At 29.6% G+C, this 12371-nt stretch carries 11 protein-coding genes; 2 read left to right on the forward strand and 9 right to left on the reverse strand.

What is annotated here, in order from left to right; all coding sequences use genetic code 11:
• Positions 1-181: 181 nt before the first annotated feature.
• The 5 genes from AC0GLY_RS07870 to AC0GLY_RS07890 form a co-directional block, all read right to left on the reverse strand.
• Positions 182-676: a hypothetical protein gene (locus AC0GLY_RS07870; protein ID WP_496612296.1), complete on the reverse strand. Its 495-nt coding sequence runs from the start codon at positions 674-676 to the stop codon at positions 182-184.
• Positions 676-2208 (reverse strand): hypothetical protein, encoded by a 1533-nt coding sequence (locus tag AC0GLY_RS07875; RefSeq protein ID WP_496612298.1) that lies wholly within the window; start codon positions 2206-2208, stop codon positions 676-678. The genes AC0GLY_RS07870 and AC0GLY_RS07875 overlap by 1 nt, the downstream gene beginning before the upstream one ends.
• Positions 2209-2210: 2 nt before the next feature.
• Positions 2211-2510: a hypothetical protein gene (locus tag AC0GLY_RS07880; protein ID WP_496612299.1), complete on the reverse strand. Its 300-nt coding sequence runs from the start codon at positions 2508-2510 to the stop codon at positions 2211-2213.
• Positions 2510-2770: a hypothetical protein gene (locus AC0GLY_RS07885; RefSeq protein WP_496612301.1), complete on the reverse strand. Its 261-nt coding sequence runs from the start codon at positions 2768-2770 to the stop codon at positions 2510-2512. Before AC0GLY_RS07885 ends, AC0GLY_RS07880 begins: the two co-directional genes overlap by 1 nt.
• 439 nt (positions 2771-3209) lie before the next feature.
• Positions 3210-6920, reverse strand: coding sequence for a bacterial Ig-like domain-containing protein (locus tag AC0GLY_RS07890; RefSeq protein ID WP_496612302.1), 3711 nt, complete (start codon positions 6918-6920; stop codon positions 3210-3212).
• Between the two features lie 242 nt (positions 6921-7162).
• Here AC0GLY_RS07890 and AC0GLY_RS07895 point away from each other — a divergent pair, with 242 nt between their 5' ends.
• Positions 7163-7750 carry a TetR/AcrR family transcriptional regulator gene (locus AC0GLY_RS07895; protein WP_496612304.1) on the forward strand — a complete coding sequence of 196 codons (588 nt, stop codon included), beginning with the start codon at positions 7163-7165 and terminating at the stop codon, positions 7748-7750.
• Between the two features lie 206 nt (positions 7751-7956).
• On the opposite strand, the gene AC0GLY_RS07900 is transcribed toward AC0GLY_RS07895, so the two are convergent.
• The 4 genes from AC0GLY_RS07900 to AC0GLY_RS07915 all read right to left on the reverse strand — a co-directional run bounded on the left by AC0GLY_RS07900 (position 7957) and on the right by AC0GLY_RS07915 (position 10186).
• On the reverse strand, positions 7957-8154 hold the full coding sequence (locus tag AC0GLY_RS07900) for an IS3 family transposase (RefSeq protein ID WP_496612305.1): 198 nt from the start codon (positions 8152-8154) through the stop codon (positions 7957-7959).
• An 82-nt stretch (positions 8155-8236) separates the two neighbouring features.
• Positions 8237-8503 carry a hypothetical protein gene (locus AC0GLY_RS07905; protein ID WP_496612306.1) on the reverse strand — a complete coding sequence of 89 codons (267 nt, stop codon included), beginning with the start codon at positions 8501-8503 and terminating at the stop codon, positions 8237-8239.
• Between the two features lie 529 nt (positions 8504-9032).
• On the reverse strand, positions 9033-9353 hold the full coding sequence (locus tag AC0GLY_RS07910; protein WP_496612308.1) for a DUF5388 domain-containing protein: 321 nt from the start codon (positions 9351-9353) through the stop codon (positions 9033-9035).
• Between the two features lie 2 nt (positions 9354-9355).
• Complete coding sequence (locus tag AC0GLY_RS07915; protein WP_496612309.1) at positions 9356-10186, reverse strand: ParA family protein; 831 nt, start codon at positions 10184-10186, stop codon at positions 9356-9358.
• A 644-nt stretch (positions 10187-10830) separates the two neighbouring features.
• Here AC0GLY_RS07915 and AC0GLY_RS07920 point away from each other — a divergent pair.
• Positions 10831-12348 carry a primase C-terminal domain-containing protein gene (locus AC0GLY_RS07920; RefSeq protein ID WP_496612310.1) on the forward strand — a complete coding sequence of 506 codons (1518 nt, stop codon included), beginning with the start codon at positions 10831-10833 and terminating at the stop codon, positions 12346-12348.
• Positions 12349-12371: the final 23 nt, after the last annotated feature.

The following is a 12371-nucleotide window of genomic DNA, read 5'->3' on the forward strand; positions in this document are numbered from 1 at the left end:
TTCTTTAAATGTTTTAAGTTGTGGCTTCTTTTTCGCTAAATTACAGATTTTAATAAATCGCTGTTCTTCTATTTATTAATTTAAAAATAACAAAAACCATCGTAAATTTTAAATTACGATGGTTTTATTTAACTATTTAGATTATTCTAGGATATGTTAACTAACTAAAAAGCTCTTAATTTTAGTCGTTTGCAAAAGGAAACTTATATTTAATTTGCCAGTGATCATAAGTCTTTTTTAAAACCTCTTTATAGGCTTTTAAAGCTTCTTTTTTATCTTGCAAGCTTACTTTATCTCCACCAGTTTTTTTAAAACCTTTATAATAATGAAATATTTCATCATTATTTTCAAATCCAACAACTAAAGGTGTATCAAAACTATAAGAATTATCAGTATTTCTTGGCATAAACTGGTACTTTCCATCGTAAAATGCAACAACTAACTTGCTTCCATCATTAGAACTACTTTCAATTCCAGCTCTTTTCATATCTTTGACAGTTACAGAGTCTGCAAAGGCATCAGTTTGCTTATCTAGGCTTTCGTGATTTTTGTAACTGAAGTAAAAGGCATTCTTACTTTTATACAAATTATATTGCCAATAAAGAGAAAGACTAATGACAAGTACCACAATGCTTAATGTAATCCCAGCTATTATAAATATTTTATGTTTCCTCACTACTTTTGTTCCTCCTCGTTAACTAAATGCCAAAATTTATCAGTTGCTTTAACATCTGGCCCATAGTAGGGAGTAGTTATTCTAATGGCAATGCTTCCTGGATCAGTGGTAGGCTTGAAAACTTGACGCTTAAATTCTTTTCGTCCTTCATTAATATTTCCGTCACCAAGTGATTTATATAGTTCGCACACACGATTGTTCCCAGAGTTTAGGTAATTACCATATCCATTTATACTTTTCTCTAAAGAATCGCCATTTTGCATACGGTTAGCTAAATTTAAGGCATCAAAATCGGATTTAACGTCATTAGAACTTATTCCCTTAGGTCCTGAAGCAATATCTCCTCGATACGTAGCGTCAGCTTTGACGTTGTTATCTGTCAACATATTTTTTACAAAAAATCCAGGTAATCCATTAGACATCACGAAGTAAGAGCGTATGGGATCATCATTATATACATTAATGGTCCCGAGACGCATCATAAAATTGCTAGCTTGATCGTTTATAGATCCAGTTAATGATGAATTAGTTTTATATTGATGTAGGATAACTGATAATGAACCCATGGTATGAACAAAATCGTTTTTTGCCTTTTTGCTTTTATTAATGTGATTTTTAGATAGATGATCAGAAAATCCACTTAAAAAATTCTTTGAAAATCCAGCTTTAGATAAAATATTAATAGCTTCAGGTGCTAATAACGTCCCACCTGCGATTCGCCATGGTTTTCCACTGTATGCGGTTGATAATGACGCAATAAAGCGTGCAAATTGATAGGCGGTTTCTTGCCTGCTCCATTTCATTTTGACAGCATATTTATTAAACTTTTGGGTAAATTCATATAAGTCTTCTGCAGTGTTATGATCTAGTCCATATGCTTTTTCAAAGTTTTTAATAATCGTTTTCTTATCATGTCCTTTCATCAAGGAAGAACTTGATTTAATTCCACTGCTATCAAAACTAGATTGGACGTGCATGGTTTCTTTAATTCCAGTTTCAAATAAACCACTAACCCGTTGATTATAGTTTCTTAAATCATCAAGTTCCTTTTCAATGGCATGTAAGCCTTCATGCTGTCCATCAATCTGCCATTGAATTTTAGAAGCAAAGCTCCGATAAATCAAAGATAAGTCAGAGTCATGAGCCTTACTACTTTTTCTTTGGTAATCATGTTGCATGTTTTTTAAATTACTAATTTGTTTTTGAATATGTGATTTAGTTTCTTCTAGATGTTCTTCATCAATGTGACCATAGTGGCTAACCTTTTGGTTAGCGCTCTTATACTTTGCTAAATCTCTTTTTAATTTATCAGTCGCTCTTTTTAATTCTTGAACTTTATTTTTAATTTGACCACTGAAAAGGTTTTTCCCGCTTTCGTAAGCTTTTCCAGTAATTCCATCTTGACCTACGCTTGATACTAATTGATCAATTCCACTTTCAGCCTGTTGAATAAAAGCTAAGGCTAAACTAATGGTTTCTTGTAAGGCGGAAATCATTTGTTGAGATTCACCGCTATCATATTTTAGTCCCATAATTATTCCTCTGCTTTATGTTCTAGTTGTCGTTTTTTGCCTTGAAAATATTCGTTTGTAGTTTTTGACATGGTTCCTAACAAACGGCTTAATTCTAAATCTTGAGTCGCCATGTATTCTGATAATCTTTGCATTTCAGTATCATCATTAGCCCCTAATGAATATAGGCTAGCCATGATCTTTTTCGACTGATTACGGAACTTTTGGTAATATGTATTTTCTTGCTCTTCCTCTTTAGCTTGCTCGTTTTTTAAATCATCGAGCTGTTCATTTAATTTTTTCTGCTTACTTTTATTATCCATTATTCAAATCCTTGAGCTAAACTAGCATCATCATTATGTTTTTTAGAGTCAATTTTAGTAAAAGCAGTTGCTTTATTTTGAATCATTTTTTCCATTGAGTTAGTTGTTTTAGCTAACTTTCCAATGCTCTTATTACCAGATTTCAAGCCGTGAATGTTGCTATAACTAGCATTTGGTTTATTAACGTTGATCGGGCTAAAATGTTTTAACCCGCTTACAGCTCCTTGAATTGCATCACTATCAGAACTAATTTTTACCATGCTTGCACCCCTAAGTATTATTTAATCCTATTCTAATAAACTACATTAAATATGTACACATATTTAACCACTTGCTTTACAAGTAAACTAAATAAAAAGAGCCACTTAAATTGGATTCCCAATTTAAGTGGCTCCATTCACAATTCATTTAAACTTTATTTTATATGTTTTTGCTACCCTTTCTTATAAATCAGAGTAATCCCAAAATATCCATAATTCCTGAAATTAATAGTAAAATAATACCTGCTTTTGTTATTTAATTATTACTTTTTTGGTCTGTCTTAATTTAGTTTTTCTTCCGTGATTGCACAGGTTTAATGTAAGTCTTAAGTTGTGTCTTATTCTTTTTTTATTAGAAATTTTACGATTCCTTATAGATATATTCTTATTAATGTTTTCATATACCAACATTACAAATATTACATTAATTAGTTTAATGTTAATATTTATTTTTTCTGAAGCCACATAAGCCTAAAATACTTAACAAGATTGCACCCACTATTGACAACAAACTTGAAACTTTTGATTCTTCCCCAGTTTGGGGTAAATTATTTTCACTATTTTGATTAGTTTTTATCTTATTGTTTACTTGACCACTAACTTTTTTAGTTGAAGAATTATCATTTTCAGTAGTTCCATCAATAATACTTTTATTTGTAGTGCTGTTTTCTGAATATTTTCCATTAGTTGAAGTATCACTACTATGATTGCTTGGTATATTATTGCCTGGTACGTTATTATTAGGAATATTTCCCCCATTATTACTTGGTATATTTGAATCTTTTTCAACTAAAATAATAAAAGTTTCTTTAGTCCCAGACAGTGTGATGATTTTATCATTATCGTTTACTAAATGATATCCTGAGGGAATATGACTAGTAATGTTTTCAGTATCACCCGGTTTACCAGTAATGACGAATGGGCTGCTAACTACATTCCCTTGTGGATCTTCAAAGATAATTGAATTAGCCATACTATCAGTATCATTTGTTCCAACAAATAAAGTAGTTTGTGCTAATTGACCTTCAAAAAGGTACGTACAAATATAAGTCCCCTTTACGTTATGGATATCATCTAATGTAACAATTGATGATGTTCCATCATCATTAACCCGTGCAAATGAGATAAACTTAACATCATTTTTATTATTGTTTAAAGATGTTAAGGTAGTCTTCAAACTTCCATTGTTTAAAGCATTTTGGACATTAATGTTATTACCATTTTCATCAATAATACTTTTGATACTGTCAATTGGTTTCCAATCATTCCCTGTTGATAAGGTTTCTGATGGATTAACGTTAATTTGTGCTTGTCCTTTGTTAGCTAAAACAGTTACGGTAACTGTTTTACTTTGACCATCGGCAGTTGTAATCGTTACGGTATAAACCCCTGGTTTATTAACATCTACTTTGGAAGTATCAATTGTAACTGCTTCTGAATTACCAGCTTTGTCAGTAGCACTGGCATCAAAGTCAGCATTGTTTAATTGATCACCAGCATAAATAGTTACATCTTTACCAGTAATTGATTCCTTGTTAGCTAAAACAGTTACGGTAACTGTTTTACTTTGACCATCGGCAGTTGTAATCGTTACGGTATAAACCCCTGGTTTATTAACATCTACTTTGGAAGTATCAATTGTAACTGCTTCTGAATTACCAGCTTTGTCAGTAGCACTGGCATCAAAGTCAGCATTGTTTAATTGATCACCAGCATAAATAGTTACATCTTTACCAGTAATTGATTCCTTGTTAGCTAAAACAGTTACGGTAACTGTTTTACTTTGACCATCGGCAGTTGTAATCGTTACGGTATAAACCCCTGGTTTATTAACATCTACTTTGGAAGTATCAATTGTAACTGCTTCTGAATTACCAGCTTTGTCAGTAGCACTGGCATCAAAGTCAGCATTGTTTAATTGATCACCAGCATAAATAGTTACATCTTTACCAGTAATTGATTCCTTGTTAGCTAAAACAGTTACGGTAACTGTTTTACTTTGACCATCGGCAGTTGTAATCGTTACGGTATAAACCCCTGGTTTATTAACATCTACTTTGGAAGTATCAATTGTAACTGCTTCTGAATTACCAGCTTTGTCAGTAGCACTGGCATCAAAGTCAGCATTGTTTAATTGATCACCAGCATAAATAGTTACATCTTTACCAGTAATTGATTCCTTGTTAGCTAAAACAGTTACGGTAACTGTTTTACTTTGACCATCGGCAGTTGTAATCGTTACGGTATAAACCCCTGGTTTATTAACATCTACTTTGGAAGTATCAATTGTAACTGCTTCTGAATTACCAGCTTTGTCAGTAGCACTGGCATCAAAGTCAGCATTGTTTAATTGATCACCAGCATAAATAGTTACATCTTTACCAGTAATTGATTCCTTGTTATCATCATTAATATTTCCCCATACCCATGTTCCAGGAGTCATTTGATAAATTGGATCATTTCCCGCATAGGGATTACGAGGTATTTTTTTACCATTAGGATTATCTATTGTTCCAGATCCAACTGCTTGCCAACATTTAGAAGGGTCTCCAGGATCTCTCAAAACAGGATCATAAGAATCATCTGTTGTATTAAAATGTACATTTTTTCCAATTTTAATAATCCTAATGGGTTCAAAATTACCATAATCGGTTTGAAGCATCATTGCTGTTTTTGTGTTAGGAGTAATTGTCCAATTAGTAAAATCTAATTCTTCAACTCCAGAGTTAATAAACATCCATTCCATAGTCACAACTTTGGATGTATCCCAATTACTTACATTAATTTGTTTTAAACTTTTCGCTTCATCAAACATCCATTTCATACTAGTAACGTTAGCAGTATTAAAATTACTTACGTCGAGATTAATGAGATTACCATCATCACAAAACATTAATGACATATCAGTAACATTGGTTGTATCAAAATTTTGTTTAATGCTTGTTAATTTTGAATTAGTTGCTCCTATAAGAGAATTTGTATAAAACATTGATGACATGCTAGTAACATTACTGGTATTCCAGTTACTTAGATCTAAAGAAACTAATAAAGAATCCTTGTAAAATAGATTATTCATACTAGTAACTTTAGAAGTATCTAAATCATTTATGTCATTTAAATTAACTAGGCTGGTATCACCATAGAACATGCCTGACATATTTCCAGAAATAGATAAGTTTTTAAAACCAGTAATTTCTGTAAGATTAGTTAAATAACCAAAAAGAGTGGGTATACTTGCAGTTACATTTGGGTCAATTTTTATACTAAGTATATCCTTAGCAATTAATTGTAGTTTACTATCATAAACAATAGCGTCCATATTTCCATTTAAGATTTCAAGTTGTCCATTATTGCTATTAAAAGAATATGTTGCACCATTATCCATTGTTCCTGTGTGAACTTCATTATTCGAATTAGTAGCAAGAACCACATTTGAAACATTGTTATTAATAAATTGAGCTGGAACTGAATTATCATTATTTGGATTGGCGGTACTTATGGAATCTTTAACTTTATTATTATCTTTTGAAAATTGATCGCTTATATCAGTAATGTCATTTAAATTATATGTACTGTTTTTATCAGTTTCATTTGTATTTGTTTCTTTACTATCTAAGCTATTGGTAGATTGTGTATCTTCATGATTATCAAATAAAGAAACTTGATTATCATTTTGAATTCGATTATAAGTTTCTTTACCATTACTATCACTTGAGTATTGGACATTTTTTTGAGTTTGAATTGGTGTAGCTTTTTTTTGTGTTGGTGAATTAGAAGATACAACCACATCACTTGTTTTTTGGTTATTATCAGCTGAAACAGCGTCTGCGGTTTGCTTAATTTGTGCAGTGTTACTTGAAGTATCATTATTTTGTTTATTGTTGCTTGGAGTTAGCACAACATTTTCACTAGTTGACGAAGTTGCTGCAGTATTTTTTATTTCGGTGGCTTGAATATTGTCATCAGTGGATTCCTTTCCACTGGTTGAAGTTGTAGTTAATGTATCAGCATGTACATTCTTGCCATTTGATAAAAACGTTCCACCAAAAATTCCAGCAGAAAACATTGATACCGTAATAGCACCAAATATCCAACTCTTACCGGATTTGTACATCTTGTAATGTATTTTTTCACCATCATTATTAAACATTTAAAATCTCCCTTTATTATATAATTTGCTATATTTAATTTATTACTTTCTAAATATAACCTATAATTAAAAAATTTTCTCAAGGACTATTTTTATAATTGCTAAAAATTAGATTAAAACATAAACCTTATATAGCATTTACACTTGCTAATTTTATTAATGCATAAATTAACAAAAACTATGATGTAATAAAAATGTAACAATAATGTGGCATATTAAAATTAAAGGTGGTTATTAATTACGTGAAAACTAGACATACCAAAACCAAACAAAAAATAGTAATCTCATTTTTAAATTTATCAAAACGTAACCCATTAAGTAAAATAACAATTAAGGATATTACTGTTACAGCAGGAGTTTCAGAACCATCATTTTACAATAATTTTAAAAATATCAGTGATTTAATTAACTATACTTTTAATGATATTGATAAGAAAACATACTTAGCCATTATAAATAAATTACATACACCCAAAAATAAAAAAGATGCTATTGAATTGATTTTTATTATGTCTAATGAAATTTATAAAAATAAAGATAAAATTAGAGTTGCCTATAACAAAACTCTATACGGTCAATGGAAACATTATTTACTTAATAAGTATTCAGAATTAATTTACATAAACTTTTTTAAAACAGGATTAATCAAAAAGGGAGATATAAACTTAAAAACAGCCAGCGATTTATTTACTAGAACTATCTTAGCAAGTATTCAAATATGGATTACAAAACCAGTTCCAGAGTCTCCTGAAATATTCTCAATTAATTTAATGAATATATTATTTACTCCATACACACTAAAATTACTAACTAACAATAGTGAAAATTAAACTAGATTGATTATACACAAAAGTGACTAACAAAAATCAATAGCGTTTTAATTTTTAAAAATAACAAAAAATCATCGTAAATTTTAAGTTACGATGATTTTATTTAACTATTTAGATTATTCTAGGATATGTTAACTAACGAAAAAGGATCATTCATTTTAGCCGTTGATGTGAACTCATAAAGTTGGACACATTATTTAGTTTTTCTAGGAGACAAGTTTTCGATATTGAATCGGAGACTTGCCTCCTAGTTTTGTTTTAATACGAAAATTATTGTAATAATAAATCCAACTTAAAATAACTGATTTTGAAACTTTATATTTTTGGGACAACGTAATTGCCCCAGTACCAGTGAAATATTCTTTTATAATTTGCTGTTTTAACTCGTAATTTATTTTTGGCATAACAAAAACCCAATAAGTTAGATTTTTGTCCAGCTTATGGGGTTCATATCACTGACTTAAATACAAAACAGCTACGTTTATTTTAAAATAAACGTAGCTGTTTTGTATTTAATGCTTCCTTTTTGGTCAATAAGTCAAATTGTTCTTGATATTGCGGATTATTTTTAATATTAAATAGTTTATTCGGCTTTTTTAACTGTACAATCCTACCATCTACTAATTTGACTTTGTATTGATAAACAGTATAAGGGCAAGCTCTAGACGTTGCATTATATTCAACAATGTTTCCTGCATTCAATCGTTTAACCTCGTAGGAATTAAAAATATGGTTTCCAAAACTTAATTTCATTTTTCGCTCCATGAAAATATACTTCTAATTAGAATTGAGATAAGAAAAAGAGTTTTAATCTAGAACTTTTTCCTTATGATTATGAAATAACTCTCCACGGTTTTATTATAGTTTACTTGAGTTAAAAAGGAAGGTTAATTTGATGTATAAGTTAACGATTTTGATAATCAATATTTAATTATGAAATTATTTAAATTAATTTTCAAAAAATTTATGAGTGAAAATTAATCTCTCTAAAACGAGTCAGCAGACATAAATCTTTTTTAAACCAATTTTTTCTTTAAAATTTACTTTATCACTTAATTCATCTAATATAACAGGAACTTTTTTATTTTCAACAAGCCCTTTACTACGAGAATCAACAATAGTTTTTTATAAATTATCTAGGTCTGCCTAGATAACAACCGATATATTATTTGATAAGTAACATTAGACAATGATAAATAGATATGGCTCCTTTATGTTTCTTTGTTAATTAGTAGTAGTAAAATAGTAAAATATATTTTACTATTTTACTACATGATTATTATCATTTTTTCCTTCTGTCTCTAGCTTCATATGTATCCATATACATATTGTACATAGTTCTTTGTCTACCAGTAAGTTTTTCCTTTTCTCCATCAAGTAAAAAGTCTAAAAATTCATTTTGTGTATTAAAACCTAATGAATTTTGTAATGCATTTAACTTATGAACTTTTTCTTTTTCTACTCTAATGGTACTGTATGTCTTTTTTCTTTTTTTCTTTTTTTCAGTGGTATTATCTGCGGTATATGTTAATTCTGGTTTTGTAATAGTTGTTTCTTCTACATTTTTTGGTGTTCTTGATTTATTAAATCTTATTTGACTCATAATTAATGTTTAGTCCTTTCAATAACTTCTGATGTTATTTGGGTGTACTTGTAGTGTAACTTTGTATCATGGAAATCCCAATTAGACGTATGATTTTTTTCTGAAATTCCAAGCCTATCATATCTTTTTAATCTTTCCATATGTTTTACGATATTATCAAAAACCATGTCCTCACCAAATATATTTTTTGCTTCAGTTAATATTGAATTGTCTACTCCAGCATTATTTTTTAATAAAACTGGTAAAACACCAGCTACATCAAAATCAGTATTTTGATAATTATCATAAAATGATTGTAAATATTCAAAAAATGCTTCGGCTCCATCAAGTGATCTTTGTTGAGTTTGTAATACAACAATTACGTAATCAGATGCATATAATGCTGTATCAGTATAGATAGAAAGGGTAGGAGGAACATCTAAAATTATGTAATCATAATTCCCCTCTACAGAATTAAGAAGTGATTTAAAATACCTAATTCTTTCTTCTTTGTATCCTTCAATTGTTGGTAAAAATTTTTGCTCTAAGAAATCGGGGTAGTTTGTAAAGTCTTGATATGATGGTAATAAATCTAAATTATTCATTACATTAACTATTGCATCATCTATAGATCCTTCTTTTAATGCAACCATCATAGTTTTATCCATTTTAAGATCTTTATTATTTTGAAGTTTATAAGTTCTTCTTAATAATTGAGTTGAATTTGATTGAGGGTCTAAATCACAGACCAAGGTTTTATAGCCCATATTTGCTAATTCATATGCAGTCATTACAGAATTAGTGGTTTTTCCTACGCCGCCTTTAAAATTACCAAAAACTATTTTTTTACTCATTTTTATCCCCTTTAAAAAGATTACTACTTGTATATTGAACTACATTACTACATTTATATTATACTACATCACTACATAGCTAATCAATATACATTACTACAAATAGTAATGATAACTCGAACTTCCCTTATTACTTACTGTTAAATCAACTTTAATTTTAAAGTAGACAAAATAAAAATTATGCTTTTTATTAAAAATTACTATTTGTATTCTTTACTATTTGTATTCTTTACTATTTGTATTCTTTACTATTTGTAGTAAACGAGCAAAAAGCTGTTGCAATCGTTATTATAGTAATATATATTTAACGTAACAAAAAAGTCGCACCTAAAAGGTATGACTTTTATTCAAAATAAAAAGAACGTTGATTAAGAAATATTGGTAGTACTTCTTAACCAGCCATACAAGTGAACACCCACTTGTGACTCTTTAACGTCCTAGTTATATATTTAATATTTAAATGTACTTATATAATACATTCTAAATGCCAAATATGTCAACATTTCATTATCTTTTTTAGATAGTAAGTGCGTTTTTAGAGGAACAGGTAAAAATTACTTGTTCCTCTTTTTGTTTGCATTTACTTACTTAATTAGAATTCAGTACATATGATGATTAAGATCAATTACTGAAAAGAGGTGAAAATGATGACCAATATTGATAAAAACAAATTACATAGTATTTTAAGATTAATTTTACATAATGGATTAACGAAAACAAAAGTTAAAAATTCAAATAAAGTAGTTCCCTTAACTAATAGAAATGACAATGATAAAAAAGGAGCAATTGCTGCTTTCCGTAGTAAAGAAGCTATGACTAAGGCACAAGGCTTTCCTATTAGTTCTTACGAAGCTTTGTTTGAAAATGATAATAAACTTACTCATTGGACACCTAATGAATTTTCTTGGCTTGGTTATACAAATGATAAACATGAATTAAAAGGTCATTCAGAACATAATTTAAATCAGATTAATACCTTTGTAGTTGATATAGACTTTAAAGATGCAAAAGAGCGTGACTTGAATAAAAATAAAGTGATGGAAAACCTACTACTTGGGTATATTATTTTTCCCACTTTAATTTTAGAAACTGATAAAGGGTACCAGGTTTACTACGTTTTAAATAATCCTGCATTTGTCAGTAAAAAGGGTATCAGGTATCCAGTTTTAGAAGTGGCAAAAATGATTTCTAGTAATATTAAATCAGCAATCAAGAGTGAGCTAGGTCAGGTTGACGTCGGTTGTAATAATTTTGGTATTTTTCGAATTCCACGTCAAGACAATGTAATTTACTTTGAACCAGAAATGACAGTTAGATTTTCTGAAATATTAAATTGGAGTAAAAAATATTACAAGGAACATCGACCTAAGCTCCAAGTGGTTAATTCAGACCGAGTTTCATATGGTCAACAAGTAAAACAACCATGGTTTGACTGGTTGCTGCATAAAACTGATATCAAGCCTGGTATGGGAATTGGTAGACACAATACCATTCTTACATTAGCATTAGCTTGCTATTCATCGAAAATGACAGAATCAGTTTGTTATGATCTTTTAGACGAATTTAATACTAATTTGAAGGTGCCACTCAACCAACGTGATCTAAATCGTTGTGTGAGAGACGCTTATTCAGGTGTATATCAAGGTGCTAGTTCAATTTACATTAAAGAGCTAATTGAGACCTGGGCAACTACGGAAGAACGAGCTAAATTAAAACAAGCCAAAAATAAAAGCTGGTATAAATTTGCTAAAAAACGTGAAGATCGTAAGTATTCACATCAAAGTGAATGGAAACAAGATTTAATTAAATTATTCAATCAAAAAGCAACTGACCATGAAGGAGTTGTAATTTCAACCAGGAAAATCCAAAAAGAGTTAGGAATTAGTCCTAGCTCATTAAGTCGTGTGTTGAATTCTTTAAAAGATCATAATCAATTGATTGTAAAAGATACTGGTCATAATCACGCTAAAGCATATGTGACGTTATATGCCCTTGTAAGGCAACTACAGACCAAAAAAGAACAATATCGGGTAAATCTATTTAACCAGGTTACAGAGCAAGAAATCAAAGAAATTAACACTTTAAAAGAACAAATAACTAAATTAAAAAATGAAGATAAAGTAGCTATAAACCTTGATATTGGGGAGATTAATACGGGATAGAGGCAAGTGCTACCAATTGCCAA

Source organism: Fructilactobacillus sp. YLN 2507 (assembly GCF_059614085.1).

Excerpts from the sequence above, each read along its gene's own strand:
- AC0GLY_RS07910 (WP_496612308.1), bottom strand. The coding sequence starts at position 9,353 with ATGAGTCAAATAAGATTTAATAAATCAAGAACACCAAAAAATGTAGAA.
- AC0GLY_RS07890 (WP_496612302.1), bottom strand. The coding sequence starts at position 6,920 with ATGTTTAATAATGATGGTGAAAAAATACATTACAAGATGTACAAATCC.
- AC0GLY_RS07905 (WP_496612306.1), bottom strand. The coding sequence starts at position 8,503 with ATGAAATTAAGTTTTGGAAACCATATTTTTAATTCCTACGAGGTTAAA.
- AC0GLY_RS07915 (WP_496612309.1), bottom strand. The coding sequence starts at position 10,186 with ATGAGTAAAAAAATAGTTTTTGGTAATTTTAAAGGCGGCGTAGGAAAA.
- AC0GLY_RS07920 (WP_496612310.1), top strand. The coding sequence starts at position 10,831 with ATGATGACCAATATTGATAAAAACAAATTACATAGTATTTTAAGATTA.
- AC0GLY_RS07885 (WP_496612301.1), bottom strand. The coding sequence starts at position 2,770 with ATGGTAAAAATTAGTTCTGATAGTGATGCAATTCAAGGAGCTGTAAGC.
- AC0GLY_RS07880 (WP_496612299.1), bottom strand. The coding sequence starts at position 2,510 with ATGGATAATAAAAGTAAGCAGAAAAAATTAAATGAACAGCTCGATGAT.
- AC0GLY_RS07875 (WP_496612298.1), bottom strand. The coding sequence starts at position 2,208 with ATGGGACTAAAATATGATAGCGGTGAATCTCAACAAATGATTTCCGCC.
- AC0GLY_RS07900 (WP_496612305.1), bottom strand. The coding sequence starts at position 8,154 with ATGCCAAAAATAAATTACGAGTTAAAACAGCAAATTATAAAAGAATAT.